Raw genomic sequence first — 23,528 nt, forward strand, 5'->3', positions numbered from 1 at the left:
AATCTCTTGGCCCGGGCTTGCCTCACATGGTCGAGGGCAGCCACAGGACCAGGCCCGGGAACAGCACCAGCAGCGCGATCACCAGCAGATGCGCCCAGACATGCGGCATCACGCCCCGGAACAATTCGCCCAGTGGCCGCCTCGTATAACGGGCCACGACGAAGACATTCATCCCCATCGGCGGCGTCACCATGCCGACTTCGGCGGTGACGATGACCACCACACCGAACCAGACCGGGTCAAAGCCAAGCTGCGTGATGATCGGCAGGATGACCGGCACGGTCAGAATCAGGATGGCGATCTGATCCATGAAGAAACCGAGGATCAGGTAACCGATCAGGATGATTGCCATGATGACGAGCGGCGCCAGCCCGAGCCCGCCGATCCAGCTTGCCAGGTCGTTGGTTACCCGCGACAGCGTCAGGAAATAGCCGAAGATATGCGCGCCGAGGATGATGAACAGGATCATCGCCGTGGTATGCGCGGTATTGCGTAACGCGATCAGCATGCTTTCCAGATTCAGCTTGCGCTCTTTCGCGGCCAGCAGCATGGCGACGAAAGCTCCGATCCCCGATGCTTCGGTCGGCGTGGAGAAACCGGAATAGATCGCGCCGGTCACCGCCAGGAACAAAAGCAGCATCGGTCCGACATGTTTCAGCGAAGCGATTTTCTCACGCAGCGTATATGTTCGACCCGCCGGGGCCGCCGCCGGGTCGAGCCGGACCAGAACGGCGATGGTCAGAATGATCGCCATGGTCACGATAGCGCCCGGGACCACCCCGCCGATCAGCAGGTCGCCCACCGGCAGATCCGCGATGATGCCATAGAGGATCAGGGCGATGGATGGCGGGATCAACATGGCCAGGGTTCCCGAAATGGCTACGGCTCCACCGGCAAGCTTGGGGTCATAGCCCTGTTCCATCATCGACGGGATCGAGGTAGAGGCCAAGGTCGCCGCGGCGGCTGTGCTGGAGCCCGAGATAGCACCGAACCCGGCCCCTGCGATCGCCGTCGCCATCGCCAGCCCGCCACGCAACCGGCCGACCCAGATACTTGCCGCCCGGAACAGGTCCTTCGCCACCCCCGACAGGATCACGAATTCGGCCATCAGGATGAACATCGGGATGGTGATGATCTCATAGGAGCTTGCCGTGGACAGCGGAGAGGTGCGCAGGATCCCCGCGACAAAGCTCCAGCCCCCCAGCAGATACAGCCCGATCGCCCCGGAAACCGACATCGCAAGCGCAACGGGTAGCCCGGTCACCAGGAACAGCGCCAGCAACAGCAAGACGAATGCGACGGTCATAGGGCCTGGTCCTTGTCATGAAGGTCGGTTTCATGGGGGACCGGCATGTCAGCGAGTTGCTGCCCGCTCCAGCAGGAAAGCATGTGCTGCACCGTGCGGACAGTGCATCGGAGGGCGATCACGCCCGCGCCGATCACGACCATCAGATAGGAAGGCCATGTCGGCCATGGAACGGTCGCGCTGATAAGATCGCCACCGCTCCATGCGGCGATCAGGCGATGACCCGCCTGTTGGGCGATGACCAGCAGGATGAGAGTTGCCAGCAGATACCCGAGCCCCTGTGAGCCGTGCATGAAGCGGCGCGGCAGCTTGTAGACGAACATGTCTATGGCGATATGGCCATGCTGCTTCATCGTGTCCGAGAGCGCGAGGAAGAAAGCCCCCACCATCAGGTAGCTGCCTATCAGGTCATAGGACCATGACAGCGGCTGCCGGAACAGATATCGCATCGACACATCCGTCACCACGACCAGCATGATGGTGCCGAGCGCGAAACCGGACAGAAGAACAAGTATACGTTCAATTCCGGACAGGGCCCGGCCGAACGAGCCATCCTTTCCTGTCACTGTCATCTGAACCCTCCCTTTTATCTCCTGGTCAGCCGCCTGCAGCGGCAATGATCCGGCGCGCAGCGCGTTCATGCGGCTTGTCGATCATCATGCCGTCAATGCTGACGACCCCTGTGCCGGTATGTTCTTCCAGCGCGGCCAGCACCTGCCGCGCCCAGGCCAGCTCTTTTTCCGTTGGTGCGAATATCGCGTTGACGATGTCGATATGAGCGGGATGAATGAGTGCCTTGGCTGCAAAGCCGTCCCGGCGGGCCTGCCGCGTCTCGGCGGCCAGCCCGGACAGATCCCTGATATTCGTATAGACCGCATCGATGGCCGGCACCCCCGCCGCCGTTGCCGCCATCAGGCACAGGTTGCGGGCCAGAAGGAAAGGCGCAGTATAACCCTCGTCCTCGCGATTTTCCGTTGCGCCCAGATCGGCGGCCAGATCCTCGCCACCCCAAAGCAGGCCGCGAAGCCTCGGCCCTGCCGAGATATAGCTTTGCAGCCCCAGCACGGCCCCGGCGCTTTCGGTTGCAACCGGGATGATGCCGGTCTCGCCCGCCGCTATCCCCTCCACGGCCTCCAGGGCATCCAGCATATGCGAAAGGCGCCGGATATCGTCACCGCCGGTCGATTTCGGCAGCATGATCCCGTCCGGGCGGCCCGGCATGACCGCAGCCAGATCGCCTGCTGTCAGACCGGTGCCGAAATCGTTTACACGCACGTAAACCAGTTTGCCTGCACGATCGGCCTGCAGCTTCATGGCGACTTCGGATCGCGCCGCGATCTTTTGCTCCTCCGCGACCGAGTCTTCGAGATCGAGGATCAGCAGATCTGCATTCGTGAGACGTGCCTTATCGAATTTCCGGGTGCTGTCACCCGGAACGAACAGAAGCGAACGCATCATGCGGGTTTCCTCCGCATCATCGCCGCGCGGCGGGCGGTGGCCACGATTTCGCCGCGTTGATTCAGGCAGCGATGCTCGAATTCGACGATGCCCGCATCCGGACGCGATTTGCTGGCACGCAGCGAGACGACCTCGGTTTCGGCGCGCAGCGTATCGCCGTGAAATACAGGCCTTGGAAAGCGGACCTCCTGCATGCCCAGATTGCCGATGGTGGTGCCGAGCGTGGTGTCCTGCACGCTCATCCCGACCATGATGGCCAGGGTCATCATGCTATTGAACAGCCGCTGCCCCCATTCCGTCCCTTCCGAGAAATGCGCGTCGAGATGCAATGGCTGCGGATTCATCGTCATCAGGCTGAACATGGTGTTGTCGGCTTCGGACACGGTCCGGCTCAGTTCGTGGCGAAAACGCTGGCCTGCGTGAAAATCCTCGAAATACAATCCGCTCATCGACCGGGATCCTCCTCTGTCGCGCCCGCGTTTACCGCGCCGGACTTCACCAGCGCCTCGATACGGTCGGCGGGCAGTCCCCAATCCGCCAATACTGCCGCACCGCCCGCTCCCGGCTGTTCCGGAGGGGACGGCACGGGAACCGGCGTGGCCGAGAAACGCGGCGCGGGTCCGGGCTGGACGATCCCGCCGATCTCGACATGGTTTCCGCGCGCCACGTTATGCGGATGGTGGGGAGCCTCCTCCATCGACAGGACCGGCGCGACGCAGGCATCCAGCCCTTCGAACCGGGCGACCCATTCATCGCGATCATGCTGCCGGATCCGTTCGGCAATCGCCGCGCGCGCCTTTGCCCGCGATTCCGATGAGCCGTCCAGCGGCGCGTCGGCTTCGTCCAGCCCGAGGCCGTCCAGCAGGATTTTCCGAAATTTGGGTTCCAGCGCGCCGACCGACAGGTATCGCCCATCCGCGCATTCATAGACCGAGTATTCCGGCAATCCGCCATCAAGGATATTCGTGCCGCGCGCTCCCTTGTGGATCCCCGAAGCGCGCAACCCGGTCATGGCAGTGCCCAGCAGGGCCGCGCCATCGACCATTGCCGCATCGATGACCTGCCCTTGTCCCGTCGTCCTGGCATGCAACAGCGCCGCCAGCATCCCGATCACCAGCATCAGGCTGCCGCCGGCATAATCGGCCAGCAGGTTCAGGGGGATCGTTGGCGGCTGCCCCTCGCGCCCGATCATCTCCAGCAATCCGGTCAGCGCGAGATAGTTCACATCATGCCCGGCGCGTTCGGCCAGCGGCCCGGTCTGACCCCATCCGGTCATACGCCCGTAGACAAGGTGCGGATTGCGCTGCAGGCATGGCCCTGGTCCAAGGCCAAGCCGTTCCATGACACCGGGGCGAAACCCTTCGATCAATCCGTCGGCGCGCGCGATCAGGTCAAGGACGCATTCGACCGCCTCGGGGTTTTTCAGATCCATGGCGACAGAGCGCCGCCCTCGCGCCGGCAGGTCGAATTCCGCGGGCCGCTCGATCCCCAGCCCCGACGGCGCCGGGCGCATGATCCGGATGACCTCGGCCCCCATATCCGCCAGGAGCATCGCCGCGAAGGGAGGGGGGCCGATTCCCTCCATCTCGACGATACGCAACCCGGTCAGGGGCCCCCGGTTATCCATAGACATGCCTCCCGTTGTCATGCCATTCGCGGCTCAGTTCCTCGCGAAAAGCGGGTGCGGCGACGGCGATCATGCGCCTGGCGCGTTCCGCAAGGCTCTGGCCCCGCAATTCTGCGATGCCGTACTCGGTGACAACCGTATCGGCGTCGGATTTCGGGATCGAGACTTCGGTCACCCTCGGCATGATCCGTGACAGGCTTCCCCCGCGCGCGGTCGCGGGCATCACCACGATCGAGCGCCCAGCGGGAGAAAGCTGCGCGCCACGGGTGAAATCGAGCTGCCCGCCGATCCCGCCGACCACGCGCCCACCGGTCAACTCGGTATTGATCTGCCCCAGCAAGTCCACCTCGACCGCCGAATTGATCGCGGTAAAGCGCGACAGGCGAGAAATGATCCGGGGATCATGGGTGTAATCGGTGCCGCGCAGGACGATATCGTCGTTATCATCGGCCAGCGCCCATATCGCGGGGCCACCCATGATCATCGAGGTTACCGATTTACCCCTGTCGATTTCCTTCGTCGCATTGGTCAATGCCCCGCTTTCGGCCAGATCAAGCACTGCATCGGTCAGGGCGCCCGTATGCAGCCCCAGGTCGCGATGTCCGCGCAACGCCCGGGTGATGGCAAGCGGCAGCTTGCCGATACCGAATTGCAGGACACCCCGATCCGGGATCAGGCCGGCTGTCAATTCCGCGATCCGCGCTTCCGTTTTGCCCGGCTCACTCGACGGGAGCGATGGCGGCAATCCGTCCGCCCGTATGCGTATATGGATCGGGATGTCGGCGGGCCACTCGGTGCCCCGGCTGCGCGGGGTAGCCGGGTTGATCTCGGCAATGACCAGACGCGCATGACGGGCGGCATCCAGCAGGAACAGATCTCCCATGCCCAGAAACGCGGGCCGGCCATCTGCCTTGTCGGCAAGCTGCACCATGACAACATCGGCGGTCAGGCTGCCACTGGCGAAGCGGCGGGCATATTCCGAGTAATGACCCGGCAGGATCCTGACCGAATCCGGTGGCAATTGGGCGGCGCTTCCCATTTTGCCGTAGCTTTCGAAGATGGTGCCATCGGCGCAGCGATGCAAACTGTCCGAAATCGTGGTGCCGATGCAGAAGGTCAGGCCCGGAACCGATCGCGATGCCGCCGCCGCAAGCCGGGTCAGGGCCAGAGGCTCTCCCGGACCCTGCGCGATCAGGATCCGGTCACCGGGCTTCAGCAAACCGGTCAGATCAAGCGGTTCTGCGTCGATCACCTGAAGATCACCCGGCATCCTGCCTTCCTCCCTTTGTGCGCTCAATAGGATTTCGGCAGGCCGAGCACGCGTTCGGCCAGGTAGGACAGGCAAAGCTGCGGGCTGATCGGCGCGATGCGCGGGACGAAGGCTTCGCGCAGGTAGCGTTCGACATGATATTCCTTGGCATAGCCGAAACCGCCATGCGACATCACCGCCGTCTGGCAGGCCTCGAACACCGCCTCTCCGGCCAGGTATTTGGCGGCATTCGCGGCGGCGCCGACAGCCGGGACCGGGGCGCCGTTATCGTATTGCCATGCCGCGGACATGACCATCAGCCATGCCGCCTCCAGCTCTGCCCAGCATTTCGCCAGCGGATGCTGGATGGCCTGATTCTGCCCGATGGGGCGGTTGAAGACGATCCGTTCATTGGCATAACGCGCGGCGCGCTTGATCGCGAGCATGCCAAGCCCGACCGCCTCCGCCGCGATCAGCACGCGTTCGGGATTCATGCCATGCAGGATATATTCGAAACCGCGCCCTTCCTCGCCGATCAGGTCATCGGCGGGGATGCGGAAATCCTCGAAAAACAATTCGTTCGAATCGACCGCCTTGCGGCCCATCTTCTCGATCTCGCGCACCCGGATGCGGTCACGGTCGAAACGGGTATAGAACAGGCTCAGCCCCTGGGTCGGCCTGGAAACCTCTTCCAGCGGGGTGGTCCGGGCCAGCAGCAGGATCCGGTCCGCCTCTTGCGCGGTCGAAATCCAGACTTTCTGGCCATTGACGACATAACCGTCCCCTTCACGCACGGCACGAAGCTTTAGCTGTGTCGTGTTCAGCCCGGTATTCGGTTCGGTCACGGCGAAGCAGGCTTTCTCGCGGCCCTCGGCCATCGGGCGGATCATGCGCTGTTTCTGTTCTTCGGTGCCGAAGACCGCGACGGGATTGAGGCCGAAAATATTGATATGAACCGCAGAGGCACCCGACATGCCGGCACCCGATTCCGCGATCTCGCGCATCATGATCGCCGCCTCGGCAATGCCCAGGCCCGAACCGCCATAGGCTTCGGCGGTGCAGATACCCAGCCAGCCATCGCGGGCCAGCGCCGAATAGAGTTCATGCGGAAACTCGCCGGACGCATCCAGCCCGAGCCAGTAGCCGTCATCGAATTGCGAGCAGATCGCCGCTACAGCGTCCCGGATCGATTCCTGTTCCTCGCTATATGAAAAATCCATGCCTCTTCCCCGTGATCTGTCCTATTCGCCGATGGTGCTCAATTCTGCAGCACCCAAGGCCCCGCTTTGTGAAAGCGCCTTGATCTCGTCATCCGCAAAACCGGACTCGCGCAGCACTTCTATCCCATGTTCGCCTTGCCTCGGGGCGAGCCTATCGGGCCGGGCAGGTGTGCGGCTCCAGCTTGCCGGGACGGCCATCTGCCGGATGCGCCCTTCGGTGGGATGTTCCACCATCTCGAAGAATCCGGTTGCCCGCAGATGCGGATCATTCAACATCCCCTCAAAATCGTGGATCGGCATCGCAGGCACATCGGCCTGCTCCAGCAGTTCCATCCACTCTGCCGTCGAACGGGCTTCGAAGATGCGGCCAAGCTCTGCATAGACCTCGTCGATATGGGCCATGCGGGCGGCGAAGTCGCGATAACGTGGATCGCCTTCGGGCAGGTCCGGGCGGCCGATCGCCTTGAAGAACCGCCGCCAATGGCCGTCGGTATAGATCAGGGCGCAGATGAAGCCGTCGCTTGTCCGGTAGGGCCGCCGGTCCGCTGACAACTGCCGCGCATAGCCGCCACGATCCAGCGGCGGCTCGAAGGTCAGCCCGCCCATGTGATCGCCCATTACCAGGTTGACCATGGTTTCCAGCATTGGCACATCGACGCGCTGCCCCAAGCCGCTGTGGCTTCTCTCGATGACGGCCGCGAGGATCGCGTTACAGGCGGCCAGCCCGACGATGCGATCGACGATGGCCGAGGGCACATAGCGCGGCTCTCCGTCATTGACGCGCGAGAACAGGTAGGGAAGGCCGCAGGCACCCTGTATCAGGTCGTCATAGGCGGGCCGGTCGGCATAGGGCCCCGACTGGCCATAGCCGAACATGCCCGCATAGATGATGCGCGGATTGACCGCCGAGACCTCTTCATATGACAGGCCCAACCGCGCCATCGCCCGGGCCCGGACGTTATAGACCAGCACGTCGGCGCTTTTGCACAGGCGCAGCAGAGCCTCGCGCCCCTCGGGCTGTTTCAGGTTCAGCGTGATCGAGCGTTTCGAGCGGTTGGCATGCAGGAACAGCGGCCCCATGCCCGCATGACGCGACGGCCCGATCTGGCGCACGACATCTCCTTCGGGACTTTCGACCTTGATCACGTCGGCGCCGAAATCGCCCAGCATCAGCGTCGCATAAGGTCCCATGAGGACCGAGGTCATGTCGATGATGCGAAGCCCGTCAAGTGGACCCATGGGAAACGTCTCTCCGTAAGGATTGCAGTTTAGTTCATATATAAAGACCAAATGTTCACATCAATGAACACTAGATTTCAGATCAGCCATCTGTCAAGCTTCGATCGTCCGGAAGTTTTTCACCTGTCCGTTGACGGGCGCGACTGTCTGGCGCATGGGAATTCAAGAGTGGTCAGGGATGGCACAACGATGCCCATTATCGTAAAGCAGGCAGCTAACCTTCTCGACTTGTTCGAGTTTTTTGCCACGACAGGACGGCCGGCAAGTCTTGCCGAACTTTCCGAGCATTTCGGCTGGCCGAAATCCAGCACCTTCAATCTCATCACGACATTGGTCGAGCGGGGGTTTCTCTACGAACCCCGGCCCCGTCAGGGCTTCTACCCCACGCCGCGATGGCTGAACCTGGCGCAAGAGATCGCCCATGCAGAGCCATTGCCGGACAGCTTGCAGGATTTCCTGCGGGATCTGGCCCGGTTGAGCAAGGAAACCGTCTGGCTGGCGGGCTCTGCCGGTCAGCACGCGGTGTTTCTGTCGGTCATCGAATCACCGCATGCGATCCGTTATACCGCTCAGCCGGGCAAGCGGGTCCCCATGCATGCGACGGCGACCGGACAGGCCCTGTTGTGCCAGATGCCCGACCAGAGACGTGCAGTGCTTTTGCGGAACGCGACATATGAACGCTTTGGTTCCGGCACGCCCATGACCGCCGGGGAGGTTGAGGCGATCATTCAGCAATCGCTCAAACGAGGCTGGTTCATGAGCGCCTCGGCCTATAGTCAGGATCTTGGCGGTGTTTCGGTCCCGCTTCCCCTGAACGGTCGCATGCTGTCCGCGACGGTTGCCGGCCCGCTATTCCGGATGGGATCGCTCATGGAGGAAACCGCCGTGCAGATGCAGGCAGCCGTCAAGCGTCATTTCGGTAAGGATTATTTCAACAGGCATTTGCCCGCGTTGCACCAATTGCCATAAGAAATACGGAGACCGGTCCGGGTTCACCATAAGTTACAAAACCCATGTAAAATCCTGCTCATATCCTGCTAGGTATGACCGGCAAGACAACTGGCTTGGATAAATCGTTAAAGAAGGAGAGGTCTCATGTTATTACGATCCGGCATTGCGGCATTCACCATATTCTATCCTGTTTCGATCGCATGGGCCATTCCGGCCACAGACGAGGGCGCAGAGCGGTTGACGGCTGCCTTCCAGACCTATCTCGGCTCTGCCGAGGGCGTCGTTACGGTGGTTCCTCAAGGCGATATTTACGAATTGAAGATCGACGGCGCGCCTTTGCTGGGCAAAGTGGCCGACATGCAGGTCGAGTTCGAAATTCCCGAACTGACCTATCAGTTGACCGATAACGGCGACGGAACCTGGAAGGTTGCCGAGGATCAGGATCTGACATGGTCGTTCAAGGTGCCCGGGCTGTTCGAACAGTCAGGGTCGGCAAGCCTCGAATCCGGCGGGACCTGGGATGAATCCCTGAAAGCTTTTACAGAGCAGAAGGGCGTCGTGACCGATATGATCGTCGATACCGTGCAATACGCGCCCAAGGATGACGGCGCGGAAGCCGGCAGCACGGCGCAAGAGCCGGAGGTTCTTTCCCGGGATCATCAGCGAACGGGACGCACGGAATACGAATTGGCAGGCAGCGCCGGCGAAAACGGCGGCGTGGATCAGGTCATGGAGTATCGCGTCGAGGATTTGGAGCAGTCGCAGGAACTGATGATCGGCGCAACCGGCGCCCCAATCCAGATCGGCATGCGGTCCCCGGGATATGAGGGCACCATGAGGATCGAAGAAGCCCGCAATGAGGGTATCCTCTCTCTCATGGCCTGGTTCGTTGCTCACCCGTCGAAAGAGCTGATCACCGGTGCGCAAGAGGAATTGCGGAGCGAACTGAGCGCGGCCATGCCCTTGTGGGATGATCTGTCCATGGACGCGACGATGCGCGATCTGAAGATCACCTCTCCTGTCGGAGAATTCGGTGTGGATGAGATGGAATTCATGATCGGCATGACCGGCGCGGTGGCAGAGGGCCGGCTACAGGAAAAGGTCAAGATCTCGGGATTGAGAATCCCTCAGCAAATCCTGCCCGCATGGGGGGCGTCACTGGTTCCGGAAGAGGCGGAGTTCGATATCGCGATCTCGGATTATGATCTCGCGGCGCTTGCCGGACTTGCCATCAGGGGCTTCGATCTGTCGGCTGATGATCCGTTCGCGTCAATCCAGCCCGAGCAGGCGCTGAATGCCATCATTCCCCAAGGTGCATTCCGGGCGAGTATCGCGCCGAGTTACCTGAAAGGCGCCGATTACGAGATCGGCTTCGAGGGTGATGCCAGGATCGGCCCTGAACAGGCGTCAGAGGGCACCGCCCGCATAACCGCGACCGGGCTGGACAAGATCGAGGAAGCGCTTGCGGCAGCCCCGCCCGAAGCCGCCGGTCAGCCGTTGATGATGCTGCGCATGGCCCGGGCGATGTCGCAACAAGGCGAGAATGGCGAACTGCTCTGGCAGATCGACCTTGCCGCGCCCGACACTCTCAAGGTTAACGGGCAGGTCATCAGCGGGCCAACACAGCAGCCCTGATATCGCCGGAATGACTTGTGGCCGGGGGAATCCGCCCGGCCAGCCGGTTCAGGTATCGATCTGTGCGATCATGCGTTCAAGCCGTTCCATGGCGCGCAAACCGTCGCCGATATCCGGCACCTCGCGCCGCTCGCCTCTGAAGGTGGCGGCCACATCCGCCAACAGGGCGGCATAGCCCTTGTGATCCTCGTTGGCGGCAGCGGTGAAGTTGGGAGTCCAGCTCAGCGTATCGCATGCCGGGTTCAAGGTCGCGCCGGGATCCTCTGCCTTGAAGGGCGGATCGCGATAAAGCGCGACATTGATGATATTGTCCACATGCAGGCGGGCGTGATCGCCCATGATGCGGATTTCCTCCATCGGGGTGCCGCGGGACTGAACGGTTCCCATGACGATATTGCCGATCACCCCGCTTTTCGTCGTGAAGTTCACATGCAGCAGCAGCCTGCCCGGATCACGCGAAACGCTGCGCACCTGCATCTCGCCGAAATCCTCGCCCGCGAACCACGGGATGAGATCCATGTAATGCACGCAATGATGCAGGAAAAATCCGGTATAGTCAGGCTCGCCCTCGAAATATGTAGGGGCAGTCATATAGGCGCCGGTGATACCCAGCACCTCGCCGAATTCGCCTCCGTCAAGGACGTTCCTGGCGATCCTGTTGCCGGTGGAGTAGCGCTTCATGAAGCCGATCAGGACCGGCTTTCCCGCCCTTTCGGAGGCATGGGCCACCTCGCGAGCCCCTGCGGCCGTGGCAGCCGGGGGCTTTTCCATGAAGACCGGCAGCCCGGCCTCCAGCGCGGCGATACTGGCGGCGCGATGCAATTCCGGACCCACGGCCATGCCGATGGCGTCAAGGCCGGGCGTCGCGATCAAATCCCTGAAATCGCTGTGCAGTTGCGTGACGCCATATTCCGCGCCGCTACGTTGCAATGCAGCGCTGTCGCTATCGCAAAGCGCGGCAATCCGGATGCCGTTGCGCCCGAGTTGGGGCAAAAGCATCTGGCGCGCGTGGCGACCACAGCCGATCCAGCCTATATTGATCATTGGTCCACCTCTGCCAGCGAAAGAGCGTTGCGGATGACGCCCAGACCGGCGCGCAGCTTGGCGCTTTCATCCTCGTGGGGCGCGCGCCAATGGGCGATGGGCAGCGCCACGCGATCATCGGCGCGACGGAAGGGCTCAAGCGAGATGGGCCCGGCATAGCCCACCTGATGCAGCGCCCGCATGATTGCGGGCCAGTCGAGATGGCCGGTGCCGGGATGGCCGCGATGGTTCTCGTTGGCCTGGAAATGCACGATGCGATTGCCGGCAAGGCGGATCGCATCGGGGATCGAGCGGTCCTCCATGTTCATGTGGAAGGTATCGAGCATGAGCCCCAGGCCCGGATCGTTGACCGTATCCACCACTTCGACGGCCTGGCGGGTGGTCGAGAGGATATCGGTTTCGAACCGGTTCAGTGCCTCGACCGCAAGGGTCACGCCGGCAGAACGGGCAATCGGCGCGACCTCGGCAAGACCCGAGATGGTGCGGCCGGCACGGGCGGCGATCTCGTCGTCGCTGCGCGGAACCGGCGGGCGTCCGGCGAATACCATCGGTTCGCCATAAAGCGGCCCCCCGACTATTGCGGCCCCCAGTTCTGTCGCCGCTTCCACGCAGCGCTTGAGATAGTCGATCCCCCCCTGCCGGTTCGCCTTGTCCTCGGACGCAATTGAACGCTGCGGGTTCACGCGGGCCGCCAGCACGGTGAAAATGCCCGCGTCCTCCGCTGCCTTCCTCACATCTGCCAGCGACAGGTTGTCCTCGGGTTCGGGCACGAGCAATTCGATGAAATCAAAGCCAAGCTCGGCGGTTTTGGCAATGTAATGCAGATCCTTGCCTGTAAACGGCCGGGTGAATTGCATCGAGATGATGCCGATGGGGTTGTCCAAGTCCTCGTCCTTTCCTTAACCCTTCACCGCGCCCTGCGTCAGGCCGGAGATCAGGCGTTTTTGCACCAGCAGGAACAGCACGGTGGCAGGCAGCGCACCGACGATCCCGCCAGCGGTAAGCAAACCCCATTGCACCTCGTATTCGCCGATAAGCGTCTGCACGGCGACGGTGATCGTCCGCACATTCCGGCCGCCAAGGGTGAGGGCATAGAGATATTCGTTCCATGAAGTGATGAAGATGTAGATGCCGGTGGCGATGATCCCCGGCAGGCAGAGCGGCAGCACTACGCGGCGCAGCGCCTGCATCCGGGTGCATCCGTCCGTCATCGCGGCCTCGTCGAGCGAGCGCGGTATCCCGTTCATGTAGCTTACCATCATCCAGATCGAGAAGGGGATCGCGACTGTGGAATTGGCGATGATAAGCGCCAGATGCGTGTCCAGAAGCCCCAGCACGCGCATCAGCACGAATAGCGGCAGGATCAGCAGGACCAGCGGGAACATGTTGATAAGCAGAAATTGCAGCATCAGAAGCCGCTTTCCCCTGAAATTGAAGCGCGAGAAGGCATAAGCTGCCGTCACCGAAAGCGACAGGCCCACCACCACCGTGCCGCTGGCCACGATCAGGCTGTCCAGCAGATTGCCGGCAAAGCCCACCGTGGCGAACAGGCGGGTGTAGTTCTCGATAGTGGCGTTCCAGATCGACGGTCCCTCGGTGAAAAGGGTGGATTCATGGCTGATCGAGGTCAGGAACATCCACAGGTAAGGCCCGAGCGTAAAGGCAAGGATCGCCAGCATGGGCAGATCGACGGTCAGGATGCGTTTTGCCGTGGATGGTTTTTTCAGGGCCATCAGGACACCGCCTTTCCGGTGCGTCTCAGGTAGAACACCACGATCGCCATCAGCAGCAGCGTGAAGAGCACAGCGATCGCCGAGCCATAGCCGAAATCGAGATTCGTGCGCGCTTTCACGAATGCGTAAAGCGGCAGGGTATGGGTGGAATAGCCGGGTCCCCCTCCGGTCATCACGAAGATCACGTCGAAACTGTTGGCCACCCAGATGGTGCGCAGCAGCACTGCCGTCACCACCACGCCCGAGATGCCGGGCAAGGTGATGTGCCAGAACTGTCTCCAGGTGCTGGCGCCGTCGATCGCGGCGGCCTCATAGTAGCTGCGCGGGATGGATTGCAGCCCGGCAAGGATCATTACCGCGAAGAAGGGAAAGCCCTGCCATGTCAGCGTCAGGATGATCGAGGCCAGCGCGGTGTCGGGATCGGCAAGCCATGGAATGGCCTTCTGGATCAGGCCAAGCCGCAGCAGGAACTCGTTCGCCACGCCGTAATTGCTGTCATAGATCCAGACCCACATCAGCGCGATCACCACCGAGGGAAGTGCCCACGGAATGATGATCAGCGCACGCGCCACGGGGCGCCACGGAAAATCCTGGTTGAGCAGCAATGCGGTAACGAGCCCAAGCAGCAATTGCGCCGGAATGGTGGTGGCCATCCAGATCACCGTGTGCCTCAGCGAGATCCAGAATACCTCGTCAGCCAGTGCGGTCCTGAAGTTCTCCAGCCCGATCCAGTTGAAGTCGTTCGGGCGGAAAAGCACATATTCATGCAGACTCATCCACGCGGTCTGCAACATCGGGACAAAGACGATGGCCAGCGTGACGAGCACGGCGGGCGAAAGCATCGCGTAAGGCAGCACCCGCCGCCCAAGGGCGGCCCGGCTTGGGCTGTCGGAGACCTGAATCCTTGTTGCGTCCGTCATCGACACGTCGCTCGCTGAGATTTGGGAAACGGGGAAGGGGCCAGGGCACGGCAGTGGTGCCCTGGCCTGCGGACCGTGATCAGCCGCCGAAAAGCTCGGCGATTTCGGCGTTCATCTCTTCGGCCGTGATTTCACCTGTCAGCACTCGCTGCATGGCCGTGGGCCAGGCGGTATTCACGAAATCGGCCGTGGCAGAACTGTCGGGCAACATCTTTGCAAAGGGCAGGCTGTCGACCGTGGCCTTAACGAAGCGCTGCGGATGCAGATCCCAGGTCTCGGTATCGGCTTTTACCACGGGCAACTGCCCGGTCGCCTCGTTGAACTTGGCATTGTTTTCTGGCGAGGACAGGAACGAAATCCATTTCCACGCTGCCTCCTTGTCCTCGGCGCTGGAAAGCACCGCCGTGCTTTCATCCCCGAAGGCGGTCCAGCGCCCGCCGCCGCATTCCGGCGCCGGGGCGGCGGCGACATCATCGCCAAGTGCTTCGACCATATCGTTGGCCGAACCGATATGGTGGATGGTCATCGCGGTCTTGCCCGCCTTGAACGCGCCGATGATCTCCTGGAAACCGTCATTCGGCGCGGAGGGCGGAAAAACCCCGTCCTTCTGGAAAAGATCCGCAACGAATTGCGTGCCCGCCACGCCCGCCTCTGAAGTCAGCCCATTGGTCAGGCTGACCCCTTCGGCACCAAGCGTGAAGCTGGCCCAATGATCATGCCCGCCCTTCGCGCCGCGAAAACCGAAGCCATAGACATCGGTCTGCCCGTCGCCGTCGGTATCGCGGGTCAATGCCTTGGCTGCCTCACGGAACTGGTCGCAGGTCGCGGGAGCCTCGATGCCCAGTTCCTCGAACATGCTTGGGCGGTAATAGAGATAAAGCACCACATATTGCACCGGCAGGTAATATTGCTTGCCGTCGGGGCCCTTGGTCAGGTCCAGCAGGTTGTCCTGCAACCCGTCCTTGCCCTCCCAATTCGCCAGCCAGTCATCCAGGGGTTCGAGTGCTCCCATTTCCACAAGCCGGGGCTGCGCGAACATCTTGACCATCGCTGCGTCCGGGGCATTGCCGCCGATCACCGCAGTGTAAAGCTGATCGTAATAGCTGTTCCAGGGCACGTTCTCGGCCTCGACCTTGATGCCCGGATTGGCTTCTTCGAAGGCTGCGACAAGCTCGTCCATCGGGTTGTCGGCATTGTCGAAATGGTACCAGAATCGCACAGTGCTGTCGGCATGGGCCAGTCCCGCGCTCAGCGCCAGTGCCGAGGCAAGGCCCAGAATTTTCGTGAGTTTCATCATTCTTCCTCCCTTTCCGTTCCGCCCTCCTCGGCGGTGTTTTGCTGGAAAACTTCTCCGGCCCGGGCAAAGGCGTCACGCGCCTCAGGCAGGGCGAGACCCATCTGCATGAAGCCGTGGACGACACCTTCGAACCGGTTGTAGTGGTCGCTGCGGCCAAGCGTCCGCAATCGGGCAACCATGTTTTCGGTATCGGACAAAAGCGGGTCGAGCGTGGCCGCATTGAAATAGAGCGGCGGCAGCTTTCCCAGCTGGGCATCATTTGCGGCAAGCGGGGCAACGGCAGGATCGCGGCGCAGTGCTTCGGGCGCGTACCAGTTCCAATAGCGGATCATCTTGTCCCGGGTCAGCCCGGGGCCGTCAGCATGGGCAATATAGCTTTCGGTCGAGAAATCCGCATCGTAAACGCCGTAGAACAACAGCCCCATGACGGGCAGTTCCGCAGCTTCGCCGATCAGCCGCAACATGGCGGCAAGCGCAAGATTCGCACCGGCGCTATCGCCAGCGATGCCCCAGTTCCGTACCCTGTCACGGGCATGCCATGCGTCGAGAACGTCATCGAGACCGGCTGGAAACGGATGTTCCGGTGCCAGCCGGTAATCCACGGTCAGCACCGGACAGGCGCAGGCGATGGCCAGCCGGCGGGAGGCGCCTTCATGGGTAATGGGCGAGCAGAACGCCCATCCCCCGCCATGCACGTGCAGGATCGCAGCTGTGCCGCGATCATTTTTCGGAACCACCCAACGCGCAGGCATTCCGGCATGCATCACGTTGCGCGCCTCGGCCATATCGGGCAACGGATCGTTCCACCGCATATTGCCAAGCGCGGCCAGGGTGCGGCCAAATTGCGGCTCAAGCAGGGTGGGATCGTCAAGGCCCGCGTCTTCACGGGCAAGGCGGTCCAGCACCGATTGCATCTGTGGGCCGGGCATTGTCATTCGGTTGTTCCGCTATCGGTCAGGTCGGGGCCGAAATCCACGATGGTCGAGATGTGATGCGACAGCAGGTCGTGCAGCTTGGCCACATCGCGCGCCTCCAATGCGCCAAGTATCGGAACATGCCGTTCGGCGGTTTCCTCCAGGGCACGATTTGGTTGCGAGTTCAGTATCTTATACCGGTGGTTATGGATCAGGCAGCGGGTCAGGATCGGCGCGACCAGCGGCAGATCCGCCGCCTCGAAAAGCCGTGTGTGGAATGCGCGGTCATGAACCGACAACAGATACTCATCCCTGTCCCGTGCAGCGTTCCGCATCGCGTTGAGCAGATCGTGCAGATCGTCATGCAAAGCTGCATCGGCCCGGGCCATGACACGGTCGAGATGGCTGCATTCCACCTCGCGGCGCAATTGCAACAGCGCACGGGCGTCGTCGGCATTGCAAGGGGCGACATGGGTGCCGCGGTTGGGCAGACGCTTTACCAGGCCTTCTTCATTGAGCTGCATCAGCGCTTCACGCACCGTGCCCTGGCTGCACTGAAAGCGCTGCGCGAGATCAAGTTCGGTCAGAGCTTTCTCGGGCGGCAATACGCCCAGCACGATCTCTTTTTGCAGCGCCACGAACAGCCTGTGGCTGCGCCGGCTTGACTGGCGCGGCACAAGTTCCGTGACGGATGCGCTGCTGAAACTCTCGACAGCCATTCCTTGCCGCTCCTCTCCCTGCTCGATTGCCGGCTTGCTTCTGATTATCAATATCGATAACATGGCAATTATCGATAATACAAGTCCCAATTCGTATATCGGGAGGGGGAGAGGCCGACATGGCGAATATCCATATGGAAGGCATCGTGAAGGACTATGGCTCGGTGCGGGCCATCCATGGTGTTGACCTGCATGTGAATGATGGCGAATTCGTCGCCTTCGTTGGCCCTTCGGGCTGCGGCAAATCCACCATGCTGCGGATGATCGCCGGGTTGGAGGAAATTTCGGGCGGCGCGCTACGCATCGGGGACCGTCTGGTGAACGATGTCGAACCCAAGGACCGCGACGTGGCCATGGTGTTTCAGGATTACGCGCTCTATCCGCATATGACGATCCGCGAGAATATCGGCTTCGGGTTGAAGATGCGCGGCTGGAAAGCTGCGGATATCGCCCCCAAGGTCGAAGAAGCGGCGAGGATCCTGCAGATCGGCGACTATCTCGACCGCAGGCCGGGGCAGCTTTCCGGCGGGCAGCGGCAGAGGGTGGCCATGGGGCGGGCGATAATACGCGAGCCCTCGGTCTTTTTGTTCGATGAGCCCCTGTCGAATCTTGACGCGAAGCTGCGGGTCGAGATGCGGACGCAAATCAAGCGGCTGCATGCGATGCTGGGCACGACGACGATCTATGTGACGCATGACCAGACCGAAGCCATGACATTGGCTGACCGGGTGGTGGTGCTGAAGGCCGGCCACATCGTGCAGGAAGGACCGCCGATGGAACTCTATTCCCGGCCCAATTGCCGCTTTGTGGGTGAGTTCATCGGCTCTCCGCAGATGAATATCTTCTCGGGCGAGGTAGACCGTTCCGGCGGAACACCGAAATTGCGTATCGGCAACGCGGCATTGGATCTCGGCGAGGTGCCGGCGCAGGATGGGGCAAGGCTGGATGTCGGTGTTCGCCCCGAGCACCTGAACTGGGCCGAACCGGGGCGCGGACGGCTGACCCCGGTGGTCGAGGTATTCGAGCCGTTGGGATCGGACACCATGGCTATCTGTCGCTTTGGCGGGCAGGAGCTGACGGCGCGGCTCGCCCCCGACGTGCCCTTGCAGCGGGAACAGGAGATCGCGCTAGGCTACGACATCGCCAATCTGCACTATTTCGACGGCGAGAACGGGCGGCGCCTCAACGCTGCCTGACCAGCCTTGCAGGCGCCCGCGCCACGGACAGCCCGGCCAAGCGGATCAAATCCGCTTTGGCGCGTTCCGCTAGTGGTTTTTCACGTAATCGATCAATCCCTTGCCTCCGGCTTCGATGTCGAACCGGATGCCGGCTCTTGCGGCTTCGGCGTCCTTGTGGCGCAACGCCTCGATGATCCTGGTGTGGGGATGGGGAACCCAGTCCTCGGGAACGCCCCCATCGTAAAGATGCGAAAGGATAGGGCCGCAACGTGCCCAGAGCCCCTCTACCAGATCATAGGTGATCGGCATCCGCCCCGCACGGCATAGCGTCAGGTGGAATTCCGTGTTCAGGTTGATCGCATCGTCAAAGTTTTTCCGGGCGTGGCATGCAGAGATTTTCTCCTGGATATCCTCGAGCTTGCTGATCTCTTCCTCGCTCGCCAGTGTCGCTGCCGCGGCGGCGGTGTTACCTTCCAGATCGACGCGGATGGACCGGATTTCCAGCAGTTGCGACAGGGTCAGTTCCGGCACGATCACCGTGCCCCGGCCATCAAGCACCATCGCCCGTTCGAATACCAGGCGAAGCAGGGCTTCGCGCATCGGTGTCATGGATATCCCGAATCGCTCGGACATGGGGCGCAGAAGCATCCGCTCGCCGGGCTTCAATTGCCCGCGCATCAATGCGCTTCGAATCGAGAGATAGGCGCGGTCACTCAGGTTTTCCCGCTCGATTGGCTGCGCCCAATCCTCTGATTTCGAGGGCGAAACTCCGCGTTCCTTGATACTTCTTGACATTCTTTCCATGGTCTCCGCATATTGTGTTATAACAAATAACAAATAACAAACTAATCTTACAGACGCCACTTACGCGCGGGCCTCGTCGGCTGATGATGAGGGGGAAGGAGGAACGAAATCAATGCTTTCCCTACGCAAGACCCGGCCCGCACCCGGCGCGGAGCTGATGCGGCACATCATTGACCCAGCAATCCCGCCAGCCGGGGAAGTCGAGATCGCAGTGCATGCGACCGGCATTTGCGGCAGCGATCTGCATGCGTTCCATTGGGACGCGGGCTACGAATTCATGGCCGGCAATTTGCCGGTGACGATCGGACATGAGTTCTCGGGCGTCGTGACGGCGCTTGGCCCGGATGTGCACGAACCCGGAATCGGCAGCCGGATTGTTTGCTGGCCGACCCTTCCATGCGGCACCTGCGCGGCCTGCATGGCCGACCGAGCTTCCGCTTGCGGGGCACGCTCGATCGTCGGGTTGCATCGCGATGGCGGTTTTGCCCCCCGCGTCAGGGTTCCGGCCGCAAGCTGCTTTCGCATTCCCGACAGCCTGCCACTGGATCGTGCGGCGCTGACGGAACCGCTGTCGGTCGCCGTCAACGCCGTCGATCTGGCCGAAGTCGAACCGGGCCATCGCGTTGCAGTTCTTGGCCCGGGACCGATCGGACTTGCGGTCGCATGGGTCGCGAAGGCGCGTGGCGCGGATGTGCTGCTGGTGGGCCTTGATGACGAGGCGCGGCTGGCGCTGGCCCGAAGGATGCATATTCCCCACACCGCGGATCTGGACCGGGAAGAACTCGCAAAGGCGGCAATGCGTGCTTTCGGTGCCCTCGCCGACCGAGTCATCGAGGCGACGGGACATCCCGGCTCGATCGAGCAGGGGCTGGGGATCCTGCGGCCCGAGGGCATATTCGTTGCCGCGGGAATCCACGGCAAGGACTGCCGGTTGAACCTTGCCCGCTTCGTGCGTGAGAAAAAGCAGCTGCGCGGCGCACATGATACGACACGGCATGCCTTCGAAGAGGCGATCAACCTGCTCGATGCGCAGGGTGACGAGCTGATCCAGCTTGTCACGCACCGCCTCCCGCTATCCGACGCCATGAAGGGCTTTTCCCTCGCCAGCGGCGGCGACGCGATGAAGGTGTTGCTATTCCCCGAAAAAAACCCGGATGAACGAGAAACCGAAAGGCCCCTGCATGTCCACGGCGATACAGCTTGAACGAATATCCAGTCGCAACGAAACCGGCGCACATGTCATGGCCGCCGCCTTGGCCCGTCATGGCGTGACCGAGATTTTCGGCCAGTCGCTGCCTTCGGCCCTGATCCTGGCCGCGCCCCATCATGGCATTCGCCAGATCGGTTATCGAACCGAAAATGGCGGAGCCGCCATGGCAGACGCCTATGCCCGTGTCAGTGGCCGGGTTCCGGTCGTCACGGCGCAGAATGGACCTGCCGCCACCCTGCTGGTGCCGGGTCTTGCCGAGGCGTTCAAGGCATCGATCCCGGTGGTGGCAATCGTTCAGGACGTGCATCGGCGGCATACCGACAGAAATGCCTTTCAGGAGCTGGATCATTTCGCGCTGTTTTCAGGCGTGTCGAAATGGATCCGCAGGGTCTCGGATGTCGATCGGATCGACGATTATGTAGACATGGCCTTTACCCGCGCCGCCTCCGGCCGGGCCGGGCCTGCAGTTCTGATGGTCCCGCCCGATGTGCTGGATGAACGTCCCGAACTTTCTCCCGATGCATCCCGCCGGCAAATCAGCCTTGGGCGCTATCCTCTTGACCGGACCGTCGCCGATCCGGCGCGCATCGCCGAAGCAGCCGCCCTGATCGCCGGGGCGAAAAGCCCGATCGTCATCGCGGGGGGAGGCGTGCACTCTTCCGGCGCGGTCTGCGAGCTTGCCCGCCTGCAGGACATGGGCATACCCGTGGCCACGACGGTGATGGGCAAGGGCGCCGTTGCCGAAACGCATCCGCTGTCGGTTGGTGTCGTGGGTTATTTCATGGGTCGGGGCGGCCGGGCCGCGCATCAGCGCGATCTGGTGACCGGTGCCGATGTGGTGCTGCTGGTCGGCAACCGGACCAACCAGAACGGCACGGATAGCTGGCAGCTTTATCCCAGGGACGCGCGTTATATCCACATCGATATCGACGGCGCGGAGATCGGTCGCAATTACGAGGCGTTGCGTCTCAAGGGCGATGCCAGGCTTACGCTCGCGGCATTGGCCGAGGCGCTGGAGGCACGTGACATATCGGCCCTGACCGGGCGTCGTGCAGTGCTGGAGGCCCGCTTGGCCGAGGGCCGGGCGAAACACGAGGCGGAACTTGAAGGGTTGATCGATTGGGATGCGACCCCCTGCCGTCCCGAGCGGCTCATGCGTGATCTGGATGCGGTGCTGCCCGATCATGCGATCACGGTCGCGGATGCCAGCTATTCCTCGATCTGGATCGCCAATTTCCTGACGGCGCGTCAACCGGGCCAGCGCTTCATCACCCCGCGGGGACTGGCCGGGCTGGGCTGGGGTCTGCCATTCGCGCTGGGGGCAAAGGCCGCAAGGCCGGAGGCGCCGGTCATCTGTGTGACCGGGGACGGAGGTTTTGGTCATGTCTGGGGCGAACTCGAGACCGCGCGGCGGATGAAGCTGCCGGTCGTGCTGATCGTGCTCAACAACCAGATCCTCGGCTATCAGAAACATGCCGAGCTCAGCATCTTCGGCGACCATACAGACGTGGTGCATTTCGAGGCGGTCGACCATGCGGCGATCGCACGGGCAACCGGTTGCGCAGGTGTCCGGGTCGAGAGCCCGGCAGGGTTCCTGCCCGCGCTCAAGGATGCCCTCGTCTCGACCGAGACAACCGTCATCGACGTGCTGACCGATGAAAGGGCGCATCCGCCTATCACCAGTTTCGAGGGCAAGGCGGCGCTCGACTACTGATTTCGACGGTCATGTCGGACCGTCATGTTCCAAGGGAGGAAACAGATGAAACTAACAGGATTCCTGACGACTGCCGCGGTATCGGTGTTCCTCGCCGGAGGGGCGGCAGCCGAGGTGAGATTCGGTGCGCTCTACCCGTTCAGCGGACAACTCGCGCTTCTGGGAGAGGAAAGCGCGCGTGGCGCCGAGCTTGCCGTGGACGAGATCAATGCCGCGGGCGGTGTCCAGGGCGAGGAAGTTGTCCTTGTTCGCGGCGACGCGGTCGATAACAACCAGGCCATCGGAGAGGCGCGGCGACTGATCTCGCGCGAGGGGGTGAAGGCCATTCTGGGCACTTACTCTTCGTCCCGCTCGATCGCCGCGAGCCAGGTCGCCGAACTTTCGGGTATCCCGTATTTCGAACTGGGCGCGGTTGCCGACGAGGTGACCGGGCGCGGCCTGAAATACCTCTTCCGCACCAATCCGACCGCCGAGCATATGGGGCAGATGATCGTCGAGATGATCGTCGAGAAGGTCGCGCCCGCCTTGGGCAAGGACCCCTCCGAACTCCGGATCGGCATCATTCACGAGGATTCGAGCTATGGAACCTCGGTCGCCGGTCATCAGGAGCGGTTCGGCAAGGAGGCCGGCCTGAATATCGTCACGGTGCAGGGCTATCCCGCATCGACCGTCGACATGTCGTCGCTGGTGCTGGATCTGAAAAGCCAGGAGGTCGATGTGGTGCTTCAGACCTCTTACCAGAACGATTCCGTGCTGTTCCTGCAACAGGCCAGCGAGGCGGGTTTCGAGCCCGGTGCGATCATCGGTGGCGGAGGCGGCTATTCGATGTTGCCAACGGCAGAGGCCGTGGGGACGGATGTCATCGATGGCGTTCTGGATGTCGATTTTACCCAGTATGCCGTGGATACCAGCTATACCCCGGGTCTGGAGGAGTTCGTAGCTGCCTACGAGGCGAAATATGGTGAATCGCCGCGTTCGGGCCATTCGCTGAACAATTATGTGGGCGCGATGGCCGTGCTTTCCGCGATAGACAAGGGCGAAGGTTTCGAGCCTGAAGGCATTATCGAAGCGGTCAAGGCGATCGATATTCCCGAGGGCAAGACGGCAGCCGGCTATGGCGTGAAATTCGGCGAGAACAACCAGAACGAGCGCGCCAAGATGATGGGGATGCAATGGCAGGACGGCAAACTCGTGACCGTCTATCCCGCCGAGGCGGCTGTCGGCGAGATGAAGCTGGGACAATGACCGCGCCTTTTTCTTTGGCTGCGGGCAATCCGTCCGCAACCTCCTCTCCTTCTGTCTGCGAGGCG

Annotated in this window: 22 protein-coding genes; 6 read left to right on the forward strand and 16 right to left on the reverse strand. The window is 62.0% G+C overall.

The annotated features are described in order from the left end of the window. Positions 1–22: 22 nt before the first annotated feature. Genes C9E81_RS10340 through C9E81_RS10375 form a run of 8 tightly spaced genes read right to left on the reverse strand, consistent with a single transcriptional unit; the run spans position 23 to position 8,099 of the window. The gene (locus C9E81_RS10340; protein ID WP_122112236.1) at positions 23–1,306 is read right to left on the reverse strand and encodes a TRAP transporter large permease; all 1,284 of its coding nucleotides are present in this window, start codon (positions 1,304–1,306) and stop codon (positions 23–25) included. Further along, positions 1,303–1,878, reverse strand: a complete 576-nt coding sequence (locus C9E81_RS10345; RefSeq protein WP_166461875.1) for a TRAP transporter small permease — start codon at positions 1,876–1,878, stop codon at positions 1,303–1,305. The genes C9E81_RS10340 and C9E81_RS10345 overlap by 4 nt, the downstream gene beginning before the upstream one ends. 25 nt (positions 1,879–1,903) lie before the next feature. Continuing rightward, on the reverse strand, positions 1,904–2,764 hold the full coding sequence (locus C9E81_RS10350) for an HpcH/HpaI aldolase/citrate lyase family protein (protein ID WP_208021149.1): 861 nt from the start codon (positions 2,762–2,764) through the stop codon (positions 1,904–1,906). Further along, entirely contained in the window at positions 2,761–3,213 is a 453-nt protein-coding gene (locus C9E81_RS10355) for a MaoC family dehydratase (RefSeq protein ID WP_122112238.1), read from the reverse strand. The genes C9E81_RS10350 and C9E81_RS10355 overlap by 4 nt, the downstream gene beginning before the upstream one ends. Then, positions 3,210–4,397: a CaiB/BaiF CoA transferase family protein gene (locus C9E81_RS10360; RefSeq protein ID WP_122112239.1), complete on the reverse strand. Its 1,188-nt coding sequence runs from the start codon at positions 4,395–4,397 to the stop codon at positions 3,210–3,212. The genes C9E81_RS10355 and C9E81_RS10360 overlap by 4 nt, the downstream gene beginning before the upstream one ends. Next, entirely contained in the window at positions 4,384–5,661 is a 1,278-nt protein-coding gene (locus tag C9E81_RS10365; protein WP_122112240.1) for an acetyl-CoA hydrolase/transferase family protein, read from the reverse strand. Before C9E81_RS10365 ends, C9E81_RS10360 begins: the two co-directional genes overlap by 14 nt. Positions 5,662–5,684: 23 nt before the next feature. Beyond that, positions 5,685–6,860, reverse strand: a complete 1,176-nt coding sequence (locus C9E81_RS10370) for an acyl-CoA dehydrogenase family protein (RefSeq protein WP_122112241.1) — start codon at positions 6,858–6,860, stop codon at positions 5,685–5,687. 21 nt (positions 6,861–6,881) lie between these two features. Further along, the gene (locus tag C9E81_RS10375) at positions 6,882–8,099 is read right to left on the reverse strand and encodes a CaiB/BaiF CoA transferase family protein (RefSeq protein ID WP_122112242.1); all 1,218 of its coding nucleotides are present in this window, start codon (positions 8,097–8,099) and stop codon (positions 6,882–6,884) included. Positions 8,100–8,288: 189 nt separating this feature from the next. Here C9E81_RS10375 and C9E81_RS10380 point away from each other — a divergent pair, with 189 nt between their 5' ends. Then, positions 8,289–9,068 (forward strand): IclR family transcriptional regulator, encoded by a 780-nt coding sequence (locus tag C9E81_RS10380; protein ID WP_166461876.1) that lies wholly within the window; start codon positions 8,289–8,291, stop codon positions 9,066–9,068. Between the two features lie 126 nt (positions 9,069–9,194). Further along, positions 9,195–10,685: a hypothetical protein gene (locus C9E81_RS10385; RefSeq protein WP_122112244.1), complete on the forward strand. Its 1,491-nt coding sequence runs from the start codon at positions 9,195–9,197 to the stop codon at positions 10,683–10,685. Positions 10,686–10,733: 48 nt separating this feature from the next. Here C9E81_RS10385 and C9E81_RS10390 read toward each other — a convergent pair whose 3' ends face one another. The 7 genes from C9E81_RS10390 to C9E81_RS10420 all read right to left on the reverse strand — a co-directional run bounded on the left by C9E81_RS10390 (position 10,734) and on the right by C9E81_RS10420 (position 17,312). Further along, positions 10,734–11,729 (reverse strand): Gfo/Idh/MocA family protein, encoded by a 996-nt coding sequence (locus C9E81_RS10390; RefSeq protein ID WP_122112245.1) that lies wholly within the window; start codon positions 11,727–11,729, stop codon positions 10,734–10,736. Further along, a complete protein-coding gene (locus C9E81_RS10395; RefSeq protein ID WP_122112246.1) occupies positions 11,726–12,613 on the reverse strand; it encodes a sugar phosphate isomerase/epimerase family protein in 888 nt (295 codons plus the stop codon). Before C9E81_RS10395 ends, C9E81_RS10390 begins: the two co-directional genes overlap by 4 nt. 15 nt (positions 12,614–12,628) lie before the next feature. After that, on the reverse strand, positions 12,629–13,462 hold the full coding sequence (locus tag C9E81_RS10400; RefSeq protein WP_122112247.1) for a carbohydrate ABC transporter permease: 834 nt from the start codon (positions 13,460–13,462) through the stop codon (positions 12,629–12,631). Continuing rightward, the gene (locus C9E81_RS10405) at positions 13,462–14,382 is read right to left on the reverse strand and encodes a carbohydrate ABC transporter permease (protein ID WP_122112248.1); all 921 of its coding nucleotides are present in this window, start codon (positions 14,380–14,382) and stop codon (positions 13,462–13,464) included. The genes C9E81_RS10400 and C9E81_RS10405 overlap by 1 nt, the downstream gene beginning before the upstream one ends. Positions 14,383–14,461: 79 nt before the next feature. Next, the gene (locus C9E81_RS10410) at positions 14,462–15,676 is read right to left on the reverse strand and encodes an ABC transporter substrate-binding protein (RefSeq protein ID WP_122112249.1); all 1,215 of its coding nucleotides are present in this window, start codon (positions 15,674–15,676) and stop codon (positions 14,462–14,464) included. Then, entirely contained in the window at positions 15,676–16,614 is a 939-nt protein-coding gene (locus tag C9E81_RS10415; protein WP_122112250.1) for an alpha/beta hydrolase, read from the reverse strand. Before C9E81_RS10415 ends, C9E81_RS10410 begins: the two co-directional genes overlap by 1 nt. Continuing rightward, entirely contained in the window at positions 16,611–17,312 is a 702-nt protein-coding gene (locus C9E81_RS10420) for a GntR family transcriptional regulator (protein ID WP_122112251.1), read from the reverse strand. Before C9E81_RS10420 ends, C9E81_RS10415 begins: the two co-directional genes overlap by 4 nt. Before the next feature lie 119 nt (positions 17,313–17,431). On the opposite strand from C9E81_RS10420, the gene C9E81_RS10425 reads away from it, so the two are divergent. Next, positions 17,432–18,508, forward strand: coding sequence for an ABC transporter ATP-binding protein (locus C9E81_RS10425; RefSeq protein WP_122112252.1), 1,077 nt, complete (start codon positions 17,432–17,434; stop codon positions 18,506–18,508). Positions 18,509–18,577: 69 nt separating this feature from the next. On the opposite strand, the gene C9E81_RS10430 is transcribed toward C9E81_RS10425, so the two are convergent. Beyond that, positions 18,578–19,285: a GntR family transcriptional regulator gene (locus C9E81_RS10430; RefSeq protein WP_122112253.1), complete on the reverse strand. Its 708-nt coding sequence runs from the start codon at positions 19,283–19,285 to the stop codon at positions 18,578–18,580. Positions 19,286–19,406: 121 nt separating this feature from the next. On the opposite strand from C9E81_RS10430, the gene C9E81_RS10435 reads away from it, so the two are divergent. From C9E81_RS10435 to C9E81_RS10445, 3 genes are read left to right on the forward strand one after another with little or no spacing between them, the layout of a single operon-like run. Next, on the forward strand, positions 19,407–20,498 hold the full coding sequence (locus C9E81_RS10435) for a zinc-dependent alcohol dehydrogenase (RefSeq protein ID WP_122112254.1): 1,092 nt from the start codon (positions 19,407–19,409) through the stop codon (positions 20,496–20,498). Beyond that, positions 20,449–22,218: an acetolactate synthase catalytic subunit gene (locus C9E81_RS10440; protein ID WP_243698599.1), complete on the forward strand. Its 1,770-nt coding sequence runs from the start codon at positions 20,449–20,451 to the stop codon at positions 22,216–22,218. The genes C9E81_RS10435 and C9E81_RS10440 overlap by 50 nt, the downstream gene beginning before the upstream one ends. A 45-nt stretch (positions 22,219–22,263) precedes the next feature. Then, positions 22,264–23,463, forward strand: a complete 1,200-nt coding sequence (locus C9E81_RS10445; protein WP_122112256.1) for an ABC transporter substrate-binding protein — start codon at positions 22,264–22,266, stop codon at positions 23,461–23,463. The last annotated feature ends 65 nt before the right edge of the window (positions 23,464–23,528 follow it).

Source organism: Paracoccus alkanivorans, from assembly GCF_003697785.1.
Taxonomy (GTDB): Bacteria; Pseudomonadota; Alphaproteobacteria; order Rhodobacterales; family Rhodobacteraceae; genus Paracoccus; species Paracoccus alkanivorans.